Origin of the sequence: Streptococcus oralis (genome assembly GCF_003943415.1) — a bacterium.
Lineage (GTDB): Bacteria > Bacillota > Bacilli > Lactobacillales > Streptococcaceae > Streptococcus > Streptococcus oralis_BJ.
Map to the genome: position 1 here is coordinate 286,643 of NZ_RJPK01000001.1, position 18,923 is coordinate 305,565.

The 18,923-nt window shown below is 41.0% G+C and carries 17 protein-coding genes; 14 read left to right on the forward strand and 3 right to left on the reverse strand.

Annotated elements, in window-relative coordinates; all coding sequences use genetic code 11:
- Positions 1-7 precede the first annotated feature (7 nt).
- The 5 genes from D8801_RS01380 to D8801_RS01400 all read left to right on the forward strand — a co-directional run bounded on the left by D8801_RS01380 (position 8) and on the right by D8801_RS01400 (position 3,280).
- Positions 8-1,324, forward strand: a complete 1,317-nt coding sequence (locus tag D8801_RS01380; RefSeq protein WP_061416721.1) for a glycosyltransferase family 4 protein — start codon at positions 8-10, stop codon at positions 1,322-1,324.
- Between the two features lie 22 nt (positions 1,325-1,346).
- A complete protein-coding gene (locus D8801_RS01385; RefSeq protein WP_185755603.1) occupies positions 1,347-1,538 on the forward strand; it encodes a PspC domain-containing protein in 192 nt (63 codons plus the stop codon).
- A 43-nt stretch (positions 1,539-1,581) separates the two neighbouring features.
- Positions 1,582-1,716 (forward strand): DUF4044 domain-containing protein, encoded by a 135-nt coding sequence (locus tag D8801_RS01390; RefSeq protein WP_000863854.1) that lies wholly within the window; start codon positions 1,582-1,584, stop codon positions 1,714-1,716.
- A gap of 70 nt (positions 1,717-1,786) precedes the next feature.
- Positions 1,787-3,097, forward strand: a complete 1,311-nt coding sequence (obgE, locus tag D8801_RS01395) for a GTPase ObgE (protein WP_125847301.1) — start codon at positions 1,787-1,789, stop codon at positions 3,095-3,097.
- A gap of 9 nt (positions 3,098-3,106) precedes the next feature.
- Positions 3,107-3,280 (forward strand): hypothetical protein, encoded by a 174-nt coding sequence (locus D8801_RS01400; RefSeq protein ID WP_125847303.1) that lies wholly within the window; start codon positions 3,107-3,109, stop codon positions 3,278-3,280.
- A gap of 55 nt (positions 3,281-3,335) precedes the next feature.
- On the opposite strand, the gene D8801_RS01405 is transcribed toward D8801_RS01400, so the two are convergent.
- Together D8801_RS01405 and D8801_RS01410 are read right to left on the reverse strand one after the other, a co-directional pair.
- The gene (locus D8801_RS01405; RefSeq protein ID WP_001043007.1) at positions 3,336-3,806 is read right to left on the reverse strand and encodes an arginine repressor; all 471 of its coding nucleotides are present in this window, start codon (positions 3,804-3,806) and stop codon (positions 3,336-3,338) included.
- Positions 3,807-3,822: 16 nt separating this feature from the next.
- Entirely contained in the window at positions 3,823-6,096 is a 2,274-nt protein-coding gene (locus D8801_RS01410; protein ID WP_125847305.1) for a Xaa-Pro dipeptidyl-peptidase, read from the reverse strand.
- Between the two features lie 166 nt (positions 6,097-6,262).
- Between D8801_RS01410 and D8801_RS01415 the strand changes: the two genes are divergently transcribed.
- The 9 genes from D8801_RS01415 (at position 6,263) to sdbB (ending at position 17,561) form a co-directional block, all read left to right on the forward strand.
- Complete coding sequence (locus tag D8801_RS01415; protein ID WP_125847307.1) at positions 6,263-9,364, forward strand: DNA polymerase III subunit alpha; 3,102 nt, start codon at positions 6,263-6,265, stop codon at positions 9,362-9,364.
- 80 nt (positions 9,365-9,444) lie between these two features.
- Positions 9,445-10,452: a 6-phosphofructokinase gene (gene pfkA / locus D8801_RS01420; protein ID WP_125847309.1), complete on the forward strand. Its 1,008-nt coding sequence runs from the start codon at positions 9,445-9,447 to the stop codon at positions 10,450-10,452.
- A 64-nt stretch (positions 10,453-10,516) separates the two neighbouring features.
- Positions 10,517-12,022 (forward strand): pyruvate kinase, encoded by a 1,506-nt coding sequence (pyk, locus tag D8801_RS01425; RefSeq protein ID WP_125847311.1) that lies wholly within the window; start codon positions 10,517-10,519, stop codon positions 12,020-12,022.
- 174 nt (positions 12,023-12,196) lie between these two features.
- A complete protein-coding gene (locus tag D8801_RS01430; RefSeq protein ID WP_125847313.1) occupies positions 12,197-13,456 on the forward strand; it encodes a UDP-N-acetylglucosamine 1-carboxyvinyltransferase in 1,260 nt (419 codons plus the stop codon).
- Between the two features lie 15 nt (positions 13,457-13,471).
- Positions 13,472-14,023: a GNAT family N-acetyltransferase gene (locus D8801_RS01435; RefSeq protein ID WP_125847315.1), complete on the forward strand. Its 552-nt coding sequence runs from the start codon at positions 13,472-13,474 to the stop codon at positions 14,021-14,023.
- Positions 14,016-15,293 carry a CBS-HotDog domain-containing transcription factor SpxR gene (spxR, locus tag D8801_RS01440; protein ID WP_125847317.1) on the forward strand — a complete coding sequence of 426 codons (1,278 nt, stop codon included), beginning with the start codon at positions 14,016-14,018 and terminating at the stop codon, positions 15,291-15,293. Before D8801_RS01435 ends, spxR begins: the two co-directional genes overlap by 8 nt.
- Positions 15,294-15,308: 15 nt before the next feature.
- The gene (locus tag D8801_RS01445) at positions 15,309-16,169 is read left to right on the forward strand and encodes a methionyl aminopeptidase (protein WP_061453536.1); all 861 of its coding nucleotides are present in this window, start codon (positions 15,309-15,311) and stop codon (positions 16,167-16,169) included.
- Between the two features lie 127 nt (positions 16,170-16,296).
- Positions 16,297-17,004 (forward strand): thiol-disulfide oxidoreductase-associated membrane protein CcdA2, encoded by a 708-nt coding sequence (gene ccdA2, locus D8801_RS01450; protein WP_125847319.1) that lies wholly within the window; start codon positions 16,297-16,299, stop codon positions 17,002-17,004.
- 11 nt (positions 17,005-17,015) lie between these two features.
- Positions 17,016-17,561 carry a thiol-disulfide oxidoreductase-associated lipoprotein SdbB gene (sdbB, locus tag D8801_RS01455; RefSeq protein WP_125847321.1) on the forward strand — a complete coding sequence of 182 codons (546 nt, stop codon included), beginning with the start codon at positions 17,016-17,018 and terminating at the stop codon, positions 17,559-17,561.
- Between the two features lie 40 nt (positions 17,562-17,601).
- Here the strand turns inward: sdbB and pbp3 are convergent, their stop codons facing one another.
- Complete coding sequence (pbp3, locus tag D8801_RS01460) at positions 17,602-18,846, reverse strand: D-alanyl-D-alanine carboxypeptidase PBP3 (protein ID WP_125847323.1); 1,245 nt, start codon at positions 18,844-18,846, stop codon at positions 17,602-17,604.
- Positions 18,847-18,923: the final 77 nt, after the last annotated feature.

Here is an 18,923-nt window from a genome sequence, read left to right on the forward strand (position 1 = left end):
GTAATCTATGCGAATTGGTTTATTTACTGACACCTATTTTCCTCAGGTTTCTGGGGTTGCGACCAGTATTCGAACCTTGAAGACAGAGCTTGAAAAGCAAGGACATGCAGTTTTTATCTTTACAACAACAGATAAAGATGTGAACCGATACGAGGATTGGCAAATTATTCGCATTCCGAGTGTCCCTTTCTTTGCGTTTAAGGATCGACGATTTGCCTACCGAGGTTTTACAAAGGCACTTGAAATTGCCAAGCAGTATCAACTCGATATCATTCATACCCAAACAGAATTTTCACTCGGTTTGTTAGGGATTTGGATTGCGAGAGAATTAAAAATTCCAGTTATTCATACCTACCATACCCAGTATGAAGACTATGTGCATTACATTGCTAAGGGCATGCTGATTCGGCCAAGTATGGTAAAATATTTGGTGCGTGGCTTCCTTCATGATGTAGATGGCGTGATTTGCCCTAGTGAGATTGTTCGTGACCTTTTATCTAAATACAAAGTCAAGGTTGAAAAGCGTGTCATCCCAACTGGAATTGAGCTGGCTAAGTTTGAACGACCTGAGATCAAAAAGGAAAACTTGCAAGAACTTCGTTCGAAGTTAGGTATTCAGGAAGGCGAGAAAATGTTACTGAGTCTTTCTCGTATCTCCTATGAGAAGAATATCCAAGCAGTCCTAGATGCCTTTGTTGAGGTATTGAAAGAAGAAGACAAGGTGAAACTTGTTGTTGCAGGTGATGGTCCTTATCTGGACAGTCTGAAGGAACAAGCAGTGAAATTGCAGATCCAAGATCATGTGATTTTTACTGGTATGATTGCTCCAAGTGAGACAGCCTTATACTATAAAGCGGCTGATTTCTTTATCTCTGCATCCACTAGTGAAACCCAAGGCTTGACTTATCTAGAGAGTCTAGCCAGTGGAACGCCTGTTATCGCTCATGGCAATCCTTATCTGGATAATCTGATCAGTGACAAAATGTTTGGAACCCTCTACTATGGAGAGCACGATCTTGCAGGTGCAATCTTGGAGGCCTTGATCGCCACTCCAGATATGAATGAGCAGAAGTTGGCTGACAAGTTGTACGAGATTTCGGCTGAGAATTTTGGGAAGCGAGTTCATGAGTTTTATCTCGATGCGATGATTTCAAATAAATTTGAGCAGGAACTACGTGGCGACGAACCCATGACACAGCGATTCTTAAAAACTATTTTGTACTTACCTCAGCAGGCTGTTTCAGCTCCAGTTAAAGAGTCCAAACGAATATTAAAGGCTTCTAAAGAGCAATTGTCTAGCATCCGGGATTACTGGAGAGATTAGTAAAAATATAGGAGAATAAAATATGGCAAAAAAATTTATGAGAAGTGGTAGAGATCAAAAAATTGGAGGCGTTTGCGCAGGTGTAGCCCACTATTTTGATATTGACCCTACCATTGTCCGTGTGATTTGGGGCGTTCTTGCCTTTTGTTATGGGGCAGGGATACTTGCTTACTTGATTTTGTGGGCAATTGCGCCTGTTTCTAGCGAATATTAAAAGAGAATCAGAATAGAACAAAGAGAAATAAAAAGGAGTCCAGATGGCTTTTGGAGATAATGGAAAACGTAAAAAAACAATGTTTGAAAAAGTAACGCTTTTTGTCGTGCTAATTATGTTGTTTGTAACCCTTGCTGGCATCTTTGCGACAGCGCTTGGAGCTTTTAGCAGATTCTAAGCAAGTTGCTAGGATAGAAACAATAACTAATGACTGGGATTTCCCAGCCTTTTTAAAGCGAGAAGAAAATATGAGTATGTTTTTAGATACAGCCAAGATCAAAGTCAAGGCTGGTAATGGTGGCGATGGTATGGTTGCCTTTCGCCGTGAAAAATATGTCCCTAATGGCGGTCCTTGGGGTGGTGATGGCGGACGTGGTGGTAACGTTGTTTTCGTTGTGGACGAAGGCTTACGTACCCTGATGGATTTCCGCTATAATCGTCATTTCAAGGCTGATTCTGGTGAAAAAGGAATGACCAAAGGAATGCACGGACGTGGTGCAGAAGACCTTCGTGTTCGCGTTCCACAGGGAACGACTGTACGTGATGCAGAGACAGGAAAAGTCATTACAGACTTGATTGAGCACGGTCAAGAATTTATCGTAGCTCATGGTGGTCGAGGTGGCCGAGGAAATATTCGTTTTGCGACTCCAAAAAATCCTGCACCTGAAATCTCTGAGAATGGAGAACCAGGTCAAGAACGTGAGTTGCAACTGGAATTAAAGATCTTGGCGGATGTCGGTTTGGTCGGTTTCCCCTCTGTCGGAAAGTCAACTTTGCTTAGTGTCATCACTTCAGCTAAACCCAAAATCGGTGCTTATCATTTTACAACGATTGTCCCTAATTTGGGCATGGTTCGTACGCAGTCAGGCGAATCTTTTGCAGTAGCAGATCTTCCAGGTTTGATTGAAGGGGCTAGTCAGGGAGTCGGCTTGGGAACTCAGTTCCTTCGGCATATTGAGCGTACACGCGTGATTCTGCATATCATTGATATGTCTGCTAGCGAAGGTCGTGATCCTTACGAAGATTATCTTGCTATCAATAAAGAGTTGGAATCATACAACCTTCGTCTTATGGAGCGTCCGCAGATCATCGTAGCCAACAAGATGGATATGCCTGAAAGTCAGGAAAATCTTAAAACTTTCAAGAAGAAATTGGCAGCAAACTACGACGAGTTCGAGGAACTTCCAGCTATCTTCCCTATTTCTGGATTAACCAAGCAAGGTTTGGCTACTCTTTTGGATGCGACAGCTGAATTGTTGGATAAGACTCCAGAGTTCTTGCTCTATGACGAGTCTGATATGGAAGAAGAAGCTTACTATGGCTTTGATGAGGAAGAAAAAGCCTTTGAAATTAGTCGCGATGATGATGCTACATGGGTACTTTCTGGTGAAAAACTCATGAAACTCTTTAACATGACCAACTTTGACCGTGACGAATCAGTTATGAAATTTGCCCGCCAGCTTCGTGGTATGGGGGTTGACGAAGCCCTTCGTGCGCGTGGAGCCAAAGATGGCGATTTGGTCCGAATTGGTAAATTTGAATTTGAATTTGTAGACTAGGAGATTGATATGGGAGATAAACCGATATCATTCCGAGATGCAGATGGAAATTTTGTTTCTGCAGCAGATGTATGGAATGAAAAGAAACTAGAAGAATTGTTTAATCGTCTCAATCCCAAACGTGCTCTTAGATTAGCACGAGAAAAAAAAAGCAATGAGAAGGCTGATAAAGAAGAAAAATAGCCTATCGACATTGATAAAACAGAACCCCGTGATTGTATTCATCACGGGGAATTTTTTAGTCATTGAAGAAAAATGGTGGCGCAAATTTTTTAAGAATTTCAAAGCAAGTCTGTGCTTCTTCAGCATTTTCACAGATAAGAAGGCAGACGTCATCACCACATACTGTGGCAATGATTTGTTTAAAATTGAGAGCATCGAGAACAGCTCCAAACGATTGGGCAAGGCCTGGCAAGGTTTTGAGGACAACCTGATGCTGGACAGGACGTAGCATGACTAAGCCATCTTCCATATAGTTTTCCAAGCGTTTTTCCCATTTGGAGATGGAACCAGTATTTAAAACATAGTAAGAATGTTCTGCTTCGCGAACCTTTGAAAGGTTCATAGTCTTGATATCGCGTGAGAGAGTAGCCTGTGTGACTTGGATGTCGTTTTCAGCTAGTAAAGCTTGCAACTCTGCCTGTGTATGAATCTTATTTTTAGCTACAAGTGCACGGATGAGTTGGTGTCTATGTTCGGATTTATTCATATGAGGCTGACTCCTTTTATGAGGGGATGGTGATGGAGGATTGTGTGAGATCGACTGTTAAGTGATAGTCTGTATTATCACGGACAGTGATTTCAAAGTCTGTTGTATAGAGGACTAAACGGAGAGTATCTCCTTCTTTTAACTTGTAAATAGTTGGTTGCAGTTCTAATTGCACATCCATCCATTCATCTGTAGTAATATCCTCTACTAACAGTAAGTCATTTCTATTTTGTAAATTAAGGTAGCCTTTGGTGATGACACGTTGGTCACTTGGGTTGAATGGTAGTTCGCAGAGATTTTCTAACATGTGGTAACGGCCATTATCAATGGTTCTAGCACTTAAAACAGCTGGATAAGGCTGCAGATATTTCTTTTGTCCAAGTTCTAACAGTTGAGCAGATAATAAGCCCTTGTTTGTACTTGATTTGACACGAAGTTTCAGCTCCACTCGCCCATTTAAGTGAATGTCTTGACTTACTGGAAGGTCAATGGTGATCTGATTAGCTTTTCCTTGGTAAAGTTCTGTGTTGAAAGTCTGGTAAGTCTTGCCATAACGTTCAAAATCTTTTGGATCATACTGGTTTTGAATCACTTTTTCCTCAGTTCCAAGTGAGAAAGTATGCAATTTATCTTCTTTGCCAAAGTCATCAAGGCACTGCCACGTCTGAGGTTCAGTATTATCTTGCCAGATGACAGTAGGAAGTTGATAGCTTGAGTCAAGTCCTAACAATTTCTTGCTTAAGAGGGCATTCATGGATTCGCGGAAGTCAATTGACTGCCAGTTATTCATATAAACATGAGCCCCATGATGGAAAAATAGGTGCTTATTGATATTAGTTGGAAGAGCATGAAACATCTGGTAAACATGAAGAGGTTTGACATTCCAATCCTGAGAACCATGCGTAAAGACGACCTCAGCTTGAACCTTGTGAGCATTGAGTAGATAGTTGCGGTCATGCCAAAATTGATTGTAGTCACCAGTCTTGCGATCCAGTTGCTCTTTTACTTTTTCTAAGTCCGCTTGATGAGCTTCATTAGCACGAATATAGTCACCAGCTAGGAGATTGCGGGAGTAGGTAAGCTCAGCAAGTGAGTCAAAATCCTCACCTGGATAACCACCAGGGCTGGTTACCAGACCATTTTCACGATAGTAGTTATACCAAGAGGAAATACCTGCTTCAGCGATAATCACTTCTAAGCCATCAACACCTGTGGTCGCGAGACCATTGGACATGGTACCTAGATAGGAAATTCCTGTTGTTGCGACTTTTCCGTTTGACCAGTCAGCCTTAACTTGGCGCTTGCGCGTGTGGTCCGTGAAAGCACGACAACGACCATTGAGCCAATCAATGACATTTTTATATGCTTCAATCTGCTGGTAGTCCCCATTGGTCATAAGTCCTTGAGAATCTTTGGTACCAACACCCGATACATAGAGATTGACAAATCCTCGGGGGAGGAAGTAATCGTTGAGAGTGTATGAACTATTGATATGAGATAGCTTTTCTTCAGCTTCTGAGACGACTTCTGCTTGACCATGAGGTTCGACTACATTCAGCTTAGGTTCCTCAAGTTTAATGGTGTGGGCAGGTTTGACCTCAAGCTCTCCTTCCATTTTGTAGAGAGCCTTGTCGCTGGCTTTATCATTGGTGCCTTGGTGATAAGGACTGGCAGTCATAAGAGCAGGGACTTGTCCATCATAACGTGGACGAATAATGCTGACCTTGACTAAATCAGGGAGTCCGTCTTTATCAGTATCCACACGACTCTCGACATACACGACTTCACGAATGACATCATGAGTAGAGAAGGTTGCCAAGCTTTTACCGTTAAAGTAGTGGTAGTGATTATCTTCTGAAATGAGTCCATCACTAACAAGCTGGTCGATGAGCGTATTTCCCTTTTTAGTTCGCGTATTTAGCAATTGGTAAAGATTTTCAATGAGATCCCCATAAATAATAGGAAATCCAGTCTCCTTACGAAATTGCTCAGCATCCTCAAAGTCAATAAGATAGCTGAAGCCTAAAAGTTGAAAAACTACGGTATAGAAAATATCAGCTGTCAACTCTTTATCAGACTGAAAGAAGCTTAGTAGATCCGTTTCTCTATCTGCAGCTAGGGTGGATAGAGCATAATCGGTATTGGTATAAGTGAAAAAACTCCAGCGGACAAATTGTTCAAGTTGTTTTTTTGATGCTTGCTCTGGTACCAGCTTCAAACCAAGTTGGGATAACTCGTCCAAAACTTGCGAATGAGAAACAGGCAAGTAGCTGAATTGATTAAAACGCATGGCACTCTCCTTTGAAAATATTCTAAATTTAGTATATCAAAAATAAGGTAAAAAAGATATTGTTGACCTGTGATGAAGTCACTTTAAAAGGAATGGTCTTATACCTTTTCATTCTAGTTTTTAAAATGGTATAATAGTGCTATATATAAAGCAAGGGGGAGAAGAAATGATTGCGCAGCTCGACACCAAGACTGTTTACAGTTTTATGGAAAGTGTGGTTTCGATTGAAAAATATGTACAAACAGCTAAAGTGTATGGCTATTCTCACCTTGCAATCATGGATGTGGATAATCTCTATGGGGCTTATCATTTTTTAGAAGTGACTCGAAAATATGGAATCCAACCTTTAATTGGTCTTGAAATGTCCTTGATCAAAGATGAGGAGAATATTTCTTTCCGTTTTCTAGCTCTATCCACTAAAGGGTATCAAGAGTTGATGAAGTTATCCACTTTAAAAATGACTGGACGGAAAAATTGGTCTGACTTCACCCCCCACCTTGAAGATGTAGCCATTATTGTTCCCTATTTTAATGGGGTCGAACAGCTGGATTTGGGGCATGATTATTTTATCGGTGTCAGTCCAGATGCTCCTCAAGAAGTCTTTACCAGACCCATTCTTCCACTCTACCAAGTTAACTCTTTTGACAAAGAAGACCTACAGGTTTTACAAATCTTGTCAGCAGTCAAGGACAATGTCAGCCTAAGAGAAGTAGATTTGCATTCACAACAAGGGATTTTTTTACCTGCCTCAGACTTGGAAGCACGGTTTAAAAATCGCTTTCCTCAGGCACTTGCCAATCTTCAAGATTTGATAGAGAATGTTAGCTACCAACTTGATCCAAGTTTAAAACTCCCTCGCTTTAACCCTGAAAGGCTTGCAGTAGAAGAACTTAGAGAGAGGGCTAAACAAGGCTTGATAGCCAAGGGGTTAACCTCAGTTCTCTATCAAAATCGACTGAATGAAGAGTTGGCTGTTATTCATGATATGGGCTTTGATGACTATTTCCTAGTTGTTTGGGATTTGTTGCGTTTTGGACGATCCCAAGGTTACTATATGGGAATGGGGCGTGGGTCTGCAGTGGGTAGTTTGGTCGCCTACTCACTTGACATCACAGGGATTGATCCGGTTGAGAAGAACCTGATTTTCGAGCGCTTTTTAAATCGTGAGCGTTACACCATGCCCGATATCGATATCGACATTCCAGACCTTTATAGACCAGAGTTCATTCGCTATGTTCGTGATCGCTATGGTAGTCAACATGTGGCACAGATTGTCACTTATTCGACCTTTGGAGCAAAACAGGCAATTCGTGATGTTTTCAAACGTTATGGTGTCCCTGAGTATGAATTAACTAATATTACGAAAAAAATCAGTTTTCGGGACACACTAACGACGGCCTATGAAAAGAATTTGCAATTTAGACAGGTTATCAATAGTAAGATTGAATACCAAAAAGCTTTTGAGATTGCTCGAAAGATTGAAGGGTATCCTCGTCAAACCTCTATCCATGCTGCCGGAGTCGTTATGAGTGACCAAGATCTGACAAACTATATCCCGCTCAAATACGGCGAGGATATGCTCATCACTCAGTATGATGCTCATGGTGTTGAAGCCAATGGACTTCTAAAAATGGATTTCCTCGGTTTGCGAAACCTGACCTTTGTTCAAAAAATGCAGGAATTACTTGCGGATTCAGAGGGTGTCCATCTCAAAATCGAAGAGATTGATCTGGAAGACAGTGAAACTTTAGCCCTCTTTGCGGCTGGAAATACGAAAGGTATTTTCCAATTTGAACAACCAGGAGCCATTCGACTCTTAAAACGAGTCAAGCCACAAGTCTTCGAAGAAGTGGTAGCAACGACATCCCTTAACAGACCAGGTGCAAGTGATTATATCGATAATTTTGTAGCTCGCAAGCATGGCAAAGAAAAGGTGACGGTACTAGATCCTGCCTTGGAGGACATCCTGTCTTCAACCTACGGTATCATGCTCTATCAAGAGCAAGTCATGCAGGTAGCCCAGCGCTTTGGAGGATTCAGTCTTGGGAAAGCCGACATTCTCAGACGTGCCATGGGTAAGAAAAATGCTAAAGAGATGCATTTGATGAAGGAAGATTTTATCGCTGGCGCAGTCAAACTCGGCCATTCAGAAGAAAAAGCCAACCAAGTTTTTGCAGTGATGGAAAAGTTTGCAGGCTATGGATTTAATAGATCTCACGCCTACGCCTACTCAGCCCTGGCTTTCCAGCTTGCCTATTTCAAGACGCACTATCCTGCTATTTTCTTTCAAGTCATGTTGAATTATTCTAGCAGTGATTACATTGTAGATGCATTGCAGATGGGCTTTGAAGTAGCTCCGTTAGCAATAAACAGCATTCCCTATCATGATAAAATTGCTCAGAAGAAAATCTATCTTGGTCTAAAAGCCATTAAGGGCATGCCAAGAGATTTGTCTTACTGGACTATTGAAAATCGTCCTTTCACAAGCATTGAAGATTTCGTCACACGTCTTCCTAAGAATTACAAGAAACTATCGCTTTTGACTCCTTTGGTTGAACTGGGACTTTTTGATGAATTTGACAAGAATCGCCAGAAAATCCTAGTGAATCTGCCCAATTTGTTTGTTTTTGTTGAGGAGTTAGGAGGACTCTTTGCGGATGCAAACTATAGTTGGACTGAGGCTGATGATTTTACAGAGGCAGAAAAATTTTATAAGGAGCAGGAACTGATTGGAGTTGGAATCAGTGCCCATCCTCTACAAACTCTTGCCAAACAAGCCCTTTATCCAACGACACCCATTGCTACTCTCACTGAGGGGAGTCAAGCAACACTTCTAGTTGAAGTGCAAAAAATAAAAGTCATTCGAACTAAGAAAGGCGAGAGTATGGCCTTTCTACAGGTTCATGATAGTAAGTCTAGGCTGGATGTAACTGTATTTTCTGACCAATATCGAAAATTCGCTTCCATTTTATCCGAAGGAAAATTCTACTATATCAATGGCAAGGTTCAATCTCGAGATGGTCGTCTGCAAATGATTGCACAAGATTTGAAAGAAGCAGTCGCTGAACGATTCTGGATTCAAGTTAAAAATCACGACAACGATAAAGAGATTTCAAATATCTTGGAACAATATAAAGGCCCTATTCCTGTTATTATCAGATATGTAGAGGAAGAAAAAACAATTGTTTCCTCCCGTCATTTTGTAAAAAAAGACCCTGCTTTACAGGAAAAATTAGAGGGAATTGCTATGAAAACGATTTATCGCTAAAAATATGAAAAATAGAAGAATTTTCAAATGAAATGTGGTATAATCAATAAGAATGTTAAAAGAAAAAGGAGCAAAACCAAATGAAACGTATTGCTGTTTTGACCAGTGGTGGAGACGCCCCTGGTATGAATGCTGCCATCCGTGCAGTAGTTCGCCAAGCAATCTCAGAAGGAATGGAAGTTTTTGGTATCTATGATGGGTACGCAGGTATGGTTGCCGGTGAAATTTATCCACTTGATGCTGCTTCAGTAGGAGACATCATTTCACGTGGTGGTACTTTCCTTCACTCTGCTCGTTACCCTGAGTTTGCACAACTTGAAGGCCAACTTAAAGGGATTGAGCAGTTGAAAAAACACGGTATCGAAGGTGTCGTTGTTATCGGTGGAGATGGTTCTTACCACGGAGCTATGCGCTTGACTGAGCATGGATTCCCTGCTATCGGACTTCCAGGTACAATCGATAACGATATCGTAGGTACTGACTTCACAATCGGATTTGATACTGCAGTTACTACTGCAATGGATGCCATCGATAAGATTCGTGATACATCATCAAGTCACCGTCGTACTTTCGTTGTAGAAGTAATGGGACGTAACGCTGGTGATATCGCACTTTGGGCAGGTATTGCAACTGGTGCTGATGAAATCATTATCCCTGAAGAAGGCTTCAAGATGGAAGATATCGTAGCTAGCATCAAAGCTGGTTACGAATGCGGTAAAAAACACAACATCATCGTTTTGGCCGAGGGGGTTATGTCTGCCGATGAATTCGGTAAGAAACTCAAGGAAGCAGGAGATACTAGTGACCTTCGTGTGACTGAGCTTGGACATATCCAACGTGGTGGTTCACCAACCGCTCGTGACCGTGTATTAGCGTCACGCTTGGGAGCACATGCTGTTAAACTCCTCAAACAAGGAATCGGTGGTGTCGCTGTTGGTATTCGTAATGAGAAAATGGTTGAAAATCCAATTCTTGGGACAGCAGAAGAGGGAGCTTTGTTTAGCTTGACTGAAGATGGCAAAATCGTTGTTAACAACCCTCACAAAGCTGACCTTGGACTTGCTAGCTTGAACAAGAGCTTGTCCTAATCAACTTTAACTAATCTGGTAAAATGACCATAAAAGGTCAAATTATATAAAGGAGTCACAAATCATGAATAAACGTGTAAAAATCGTTGCAACTTTGGGTCCTGCGGTAGAAATCCGTGGTGGTAAAAAATTCGGTGATGACGGATACTGGGGAGAAAAACTTGACGTTGAAGCTTCAGCTCAAAATATTGCGAAATTGATTGAAGCAGGAGCAAACACTTTCCGCTTCAACTTCTCACACGGTGACCACCAAGAACAAGGTGAGCGTATGGCAACTGTTAAACTTGCTGAAAAACTTGCAGGTAAAAAAGTTGGTTTCCTTCTTGATACTAAAGGACCTGAAATCCGTACTGAGTTGTTCGAAGGTGAAGCTAAAGAGTACTCATACAAAACTGGTGAAAAAATCCGTGTTGCAACTAAACAAGGAATCAAATCAACTCGTGAAGTGATTGCTTTGAATGTTGCTGGTGCTCTTGACATCTATGATGACGTTGAAGTTGGTCGCCAAGTATTGGTTGACGATGGTAAACTTGGTCTTCGCGTTGTTGCTAAAGACGATGCAACTCGTGAATTTGAAGTTGAAGTTGAAAACGACGGAATTATCGCTAAACAAAAAGGTGTAAACATCCCTAACACTAAAATTCCTTTCCCAGCACTTGCTGAACGTGATAACGATGATATCCGTTTCGGTCTTGAGCAAGGTATTAACTTCATCGCGATCTCATTCGTACGTACTGCAAAAGACGTGAATGAAGTTCGTGCAATCTGTGAAGAAACTGGAAACGGGCATGTTCAATTGTTCGCTAAAATCGAAAACCAACAAGGTATCGACAACTTGGATGAAATCATCGAAGCTGCTGATGGTATCATGATTGCTCGTGGTGACATGGGTATCGAAGTACCATTCGAAATGGTTCCAGTTTACCAAAAAATGATTATCACTAAAGTTAACGCAGCTGGTAAAGTTGTTATCACAGCAACAAACATGCTTGAAACTATGACTGAAAAACCACGTGCCACTCGTTCAGAAGTATCAGACGTATTTAACGCTGTTATCGACGGTACTGACGCGACTATGCTTTCAGGTGAGTCTGCAAACGGTAAATACCCACTTGAATCTGTTCGTACAATGGCAACAATTGACAAGAATGCTCAAACCCTATTGAAAGAATACGGTCGTTTGTCATCAGTTAACTTGGCACGTAATTCTAAGACTGAAGTTATGGCATCAGCTGTTAAGGATGCAACTAACTCAATGAACATCAAGTTGATTGTTACCCTTACTAAGACTGGTCACACTGCACGCTTGATTTCTAAATACCGCCCAGATGCAGATATTTTGGCAATCACTTTCGATGAATTGACTCAGCGTGGATTGATGTTGAACTGGGGTGTTATTCCAGTAACAACTGAACGTCCATCAAACACTGATGATATGTTCGAACTTGCTGAAAAGATTGCAGTGGAACAAGGTTTGGTAGAATCTGGTGATGATATGATTATCGTTGCAGGTGTACCACTTGGAGAAGCTGTCCGTACAAACACAATGCGTATCCGTACAGTACGTTAATTTAAACTTTTAAAAGCCTATCATACCAAGCTTTTGTGCTTGTATGATAGGTCTTTTTTCTATTTTAAAAGATAAAAAGAGAGAGATTTTTATTAAACAGAAATGGGAAAAATAAGAGAACTATGGTATAATAGAATGTAAAGACCTTTTTAGTAAATTTTGAAAGAGTATAACATGAGAAAAATTGTCATCAATGGTGGACATCCATTGCAAGGTGAGATCACCATTAGCGGTGCTAAGAATAGTGTTGTAGCATTAATCCCTGCTATTATACTGGCAGATGATGTTGTCACTTTGGATTGTGTCCCAGATATTTCAGACGTTGCTAGTCTTGTCGAAATTATGGAAATCATGGGAGCAAAAGTAAAACGCTACGATGATGTTCTGGAGATTGATCCTAGAGGTGTTCAGAATATTCCAATGCCTTATGGCAAGATCAATAGCCTTCGTGCATCTTATTATTTCTATGGAAGTCTGTTAGGTCGCTTTGGTGAAGCTACAGTTGGACTTCCTGGTGGATGTGATTTGGGACCTCGTCCGATTGACCTTCACTTAAAAGCTTTTGAAGCCATGGGAGCTAAGGTGAGCTATGAGGGAGACAATATGAATTTGTCTGCTCAGGGTAAGGGACTTCACGGCGCAAGTATCTATATGGATACTGTCAGCGTTGGTGCAACTATTAACACCATGATTGCTGCAGTAAAAGCTAAGGGACGTACTGTCATTGAAAATGCGGCCCGTGAACCAGAAATCATCGATGTAGCTACCCTTTTGAATAACATGGGGGCTCACATTCGTGGTGCAGGGACTGATATTATCATCATCGATGGTGTCGAGCAACTTCATGGGACGCGTCATCAAGTCATTCCAGACCGCATTGAAGCAGGAACCTATATTTCACTTGCTGCAGCGGTTGGTAAAGGAATTCGTATTAACAATGTTCTCTATGAGCATTTAGAAGGTTTTATCGCCAAACTAGAGGAAATGGGCGTTCGCATGACAGTCTCTGAGGATAGTATCTTCGTTGAAGAACAGTCTGATTTGAAGGCCATCAATATCAAAACAGCTCCCTATCCAGGGTTTGCAACCGATTTGCAACAGCCTATCACGCCACTTTTACTAACTGCTCAAGGTCGTGGAACTATTATTGATACCATTTACGAAAAACGTGTCAACCATGTCTTTGAGTTAGCAAAAATGGATGCGAATATTACGACTACAAATGACCATATTTTCTACACTGGTGGGCGTGTTCTACATGGTGCCAAGGTGAAAGCTACAGATCTTCGTGCTGGTGCTGCACTTGTCATCGCTGGTTTGATGGCTCAAGGTCAGACTGAAATTACAAATATTGAGTTTATCCTTCGTGGTTACTCAGATATTATTGAAAAATTACGTAGTCTTGGAGCGGATATTACACTCGTTGAAGACTAAGCCGTTGAGGTGATTATGAATATTTGGACCAAATTAGCAATGTTTTCTTTCTTTGAAACGGAGCGCTTGTATTTGCGTCCTTTCTTTTTTAGTGACAGTCAAGCTTTTTATGAGATTGCTTCGAATCCTGAAAATCTGCAATTTATTTTTCCTTGCCAAGCAAGTTTGGAGGAGAGTCAATATGCTCTTGCTAACTATTTTATGAAGGCTCCTCTGGGTGTCTGGGCAATTTGTAGCAAAGACAATCAGGAAATGATTGGTTCCATCAAGTTTGAAAAAATAGACGAAATCAAAAAAGAAGCTGAGATTGGATATTTCTTAAAAAAAGATTCTTGGTCACAAGGTTTTATGACAGAAGTAGTTACCAAACTTTGTCAGCTTTCATTTGAAGAATTTGATCTCAGACAGCTGTCAATTATCACCCATTTGGAAAATGAGGCTAGCCAAAAAGTGGCTCAAAAAGCAGGTTTTAGTCTTTTTCGCCAATTCAAGGGGAGCGATCGCTATACACGTAAAATGAGAGACTACCTTGAATTTCGATACGTTAAAGGAGAATTCAGTGAGTAAACACCAAGAAATCTTAAGTTATCTGGAAGAGCTACCAATTGGTAAGAGAGTTAGTGTTCGTAGTATTTCAAATCACCTAGGTGTCAGTGATGGGACGGCTTATCGTGCCATTAAAGAAGCTGAAAACCGTGGAATTGTAGAAACTCGACCTCGTAGTGGGACCATTCGTGTCAAATCTCAGAAAGTGGCTATTGAAAAACTGACCTATGCAGAGATTGCAGAAGTAACCTCATCTGAAGTTTTGGCTGGTCAAGAAGGGCTGGATAGAGAATTTAGCAAATTCTCCATTGGGGCTATGACTGAGCAGAATATCTTGTCCTATCTGAATGATGGTGGTTTGTTAATCGTCGGAGACCGTACTCGTATTCAACTTTTAGCTCTGGAAAATGAAAATGCGGTCCTTGTAACGGGTGGCTTTCATGTGCACGAGGATGTACTAGCTCTTGCCAATCAGAAAGGTATCCCTGTTTTACGAAGCAAGCATGATACTTTTACAGTAGCGACCATGATCAATAGAGCTCTCTCAAATGTGCAGATTAAGACAGATATTTTAACCGTTGAAAAGCTCTATCGTCCAAGTCATGAGTATGGTTTCTTAAGAGAAACGGACACAGTGAAAGACTATCTAGACTTGGTACGTAAGAACAGAAGTAGTCGTTTCCCAGTCATCAATCAGCACCAAGTGGTTGTTGGGGTTGTTACCATGCGTGATGCAGGAGACAAATCCCCCAGCACGACGATTGATAAGGTGATGACGCGCAGCATTTTTGTGACAGGATTAGCGACCAATATTGCCAACGTCAGTCAACGGATGATAGCAGAAGACTTTGAAATGGTTCCGGTAGTGAGAAGCAATCAAACTTTGCTCGGAGTTGTAACGAGACGAGATGTCATGGATAAGATGAGCCGCTCTCAAGTTTCGGCTTTGCCGACTTTTTCAGAGCAAATTGGACAAAAGTTGTCTTATCATCACGACGAAGTTGTGATTACAGTTGAACCCTTTATGCTTGAGAAAAACGGGGTTTTAGCAAATGGTGTTCTTGCTGAAATTTTAACTCATATGACACAGGATTTGGTGGCAAATAGTAGACGCAATCTCATCATCGAGCAGATGCTAATTTACTTCTTACAGGCTGTGCAGATAGATGATACTCTGCGGATTCAGGCACGTATTATTCACCACACGAGACGCTCAGCTATTATTGATTATGATATTTATCATGGTCATCAGATTGTTTCAAAAGCAAATGTTACAGTTAAAATCAATTAGAATCTAGGAGAAAAAATGATAACTTTAAAATCAGCACGTGAAATCGAAGCCATGGACAAGGCAGGTGATTTCCTAGCGAGTATCCATATCGGCTTACGTGATTTGATTAAGCCAGGCGTGGATATGTGGGAAGTTGAAGAGTATGTTCGTCGACGTTGTAAAGAGGAGAATTTCCTTCCTCTACAGATTGGCGTGGATGGCGCAGTCATGGATTATCCCTATGCCACTTGTTGCTCTCTTAATGACGAAGTTGCTCATGCTTTTCCACGTCACTATATCTTGAAAGATGGAGACTTGCTCAAGGTTGACATGGTACTGGGTGGTCCGATAGCAAAATCCGATCTTAATGTATCTAAACTTAACTTTAACAATGTTGAGCAAATGAAAAAATACACCCAAAGTTATACTGGTGGTTTAGCAGACTCATGTTGGGCTTATGCAGTTGGTACACCATCTGAAGAAGTGAAAAACCTGATGGACGTGACCAAGGAAGCTATGTATATAGGGATTGAGCAAGCAGTTGTTGGGAATCGTATCGGTGATATCGGTGCAGCAATTCAGGAATATGCTGAAAGTCGCGGTTACGGTGTCGTACGTGATTTGGTTGGACATGGTGTTGGACCAACTATGCACGAAGAGCCAATGGTTCCTAACTACGGTGTAGCAGGTCGTGGACTCCGTCTTCGTGAAGGAATGGTACTAACCATTGAACCCATGATCAATACTGGTGACTGGGAAATTGATACAGATATGAAGACTGGCTGGGCTCATAAGACTATAGATGGCGGCCTGTCTTGCCAATATGAACACCAGTTCGTGATTACCAAAGACGGTCCTGTTATCTTGACCAGCCAAGGTGAAGAAGGAACGTATTAAAATGAAAGGAGCTTAGCTCCTTTTTTTGTGTCAAGTTTAGATAAAACAAACAAGCGTAGCAGACTTCTTACAAATTTTTTCTTTTGTAGTAAAATAAGATTAGAATTTTGAGAAAGTAGGTAATTCGTTGGAGTCTATTATATTTTTAGTATCCGTTTTTTTAGCCGGCATTCTGTCTTTCTTTTCACCCTGCATCTTCCCTTTGCTACCAGTCTATGCTGGTATTTTACTGGATGATCAGGGAAATTCGAAAAGCTTTCGATTTTTCGGAAGAGAGGTTGCATGGTCGGGCTTAATTCGGACCTTGTGCTTTATTGCTGGAATCTCTCTTATTTTCTTTATTTTGGGATTTGGAGCTGGATTCCTAGGGCACATGCTCTATGCTGACTGGTTTCGTTATGCTATGGGGACAGTCATTATTCTTTTGGGGCTTCACCAGATGGAAATCTTGCATTTCAATAAACTGGAAGTTCAAAAGACAGTCACTTTCAAACAATCAAAGTCAAATCATTATCTATCAGCTTTTTTACTTGGGATAACCTTTAGTTTTGGTTGGACGCCTTGTATCGGACCCGTTTTAAGTTCTGTCTTGGCTCTTGCAGCTTCAGGAGGAAATGGTGCTTGGCAAGGAGCTATACTAACCTTAGTTTACACATTGGGAATGGCTCTTCCTTTCCTTGTTTTAGCCTTGGCTTCGGGCTGGATAATGCCCTATTTTAGCAAACTAAAACCCCATATGATTCTACTAAAGAAAATCGGGGGAGCTCTGATTATTTTGATGGGATTATTATTAATGCTAGGACAGTTAAATGCCTTGTCAGGAATTCTTGGATAAAAGGAGAAAAAATGAAAAAAGTTATTTTTGCTGGATTGAGCCTCATGTCTTTATTTTTGTTGATTGCCTGTGGCGAAAAAGAAACCAAACAAACGGAAAGTTCCAAACAGTCTACTGTACAACAAATCGCAGTAGGAAAGGATGCGCCAGACTTCACCTTGCAGTCCATGGATGGTAAAGAAGTCAAGTTATCAGACTATAAAGGTAAAAAAGTCTATTTGAAATTTTGGGCCTCTTGGTGTGGACCTTGTCGAAAGAGTATGCCAGAGTTGATGGAATTAGCTGCAAAACAAGATCGAGATTTTGAAATACTAAGTGTCGTCGCACCAGGTCTACAAGGTGAAAAAACAGTTGAAGAGTTTCCGAAATGGTACCAAGAACAAGGTTACAAGGATGTACCAGTTCTATATGATACCAAGGCAACTACCTTCCAAGCCTACCAAATTCGTAGTATTCCAACAGAATACTTGATTGACAGTCAAGGAAAAATCGGGAAAATCCAATTTGGTGCTATTAGCAATGCAGATGCTGAAGCAGCTTTTAAAGAGATGAAATGAATTAAAGAATACGAAAAAATCGCGAAGAATCGCGATTTTTTTATAATTTTTCATTGATAAAGCGGATGAATTGATTCCACCAAACTTTTAAGAAGAAGGCTTTTTCAATTTTCTTTTCAGAAACCATTTCAAAAGATGGTTTTTCAGAAGTGAGGTAGCCTTGACCCACCAAATCTTGGTCATCATAGGTTAGATGGCCAACAACAGTTTCAGCTTCTAGTGGCGCTGTCTCGGCCTTGGTTTTTGGAGTGAACTGCAGGCTTGATGATGCTCGACTTCCCAATCGTTGTATGACAGTGATATCAGATTTAGCAACAGCAGTTACGGTATCTTCCTTCCCATCAAGTACAGAAACTTTACTATCTTTGTAGGCCTCTCCCTTCTGGACAATCGTTTTGAGAGCATAATTAGATGTTATATAGTCCAAAAGGGAAGAAGTAGCAGTAAAGCGAGCGTAAGGATTGCTGTTTTGCTGGTCAGCGTTTAAGACAACTGTGATGATTCGCATACCTTTTTCGGTAGTTGTTCCAACGAAAGAAGCACCTGCCTTGTCTGTTGTACCAGTTTTGAGCCCATCAACTCCACCTCGATATGCTGGCATTCCTTCCAACATATAGTTAGTAGAGTGAATTTCCATACCAGCAAATGTTGATGAAGATTTCTTGGTGATTTCTAAAACTTGAGGGTAATCTCTGATGAGGTTTCGAGCGATGATTGCAACATCGTAAGCGCTTAGCTTATTCTCCTCATCCTTTTTAGAACCAGGATAGATATTATTTCCAAGTGTTTCGTTATTAAGTCCAGTAGTATTGACAATAGTAGCATCTTTGATACCCCATTCAAGAAGTTTCGCCCTCATCTTGTCAACGAAGTCTTTCTCTGAACCAGCAATTTTTTCAGCAAGAGCAATGGCTGCACTATTGGCACTTGATACTAGAGTTGCTTCCAATAATTGTTCCACTGTATACTTGCGCGCTTCCATAGGGACATTACTCGCCTCAGAATTGGTTGTGAGTTGGTATGGATAGTCAGAGATATCAACTGGGGTAGATAGGCTAATTGTACCTTGTTCCAAGGCTTCATAGACTAGGTAGACAGTGAGAATCTTGGTGATAGAGGCAATTTCAACAGCTTGAGTAGCATCTTTTTCGTAGAGAATTTTCCCAGTGTTTGCTTCAACAGCAATGGCATGCTTGGCAGCAACATCAAAATCTTGCGCAGATACAGTAGGAATGGCTGTCCCAAAAATGATAAGAGTTAGTAAGGATAAAATTATTTTCTTCATAGTAGTTTTATTCTATCACAAAGCGAAAAAATATTCTCGTTTTTATGGTAAAACCATCTTATCTTTTTGAAGAATTA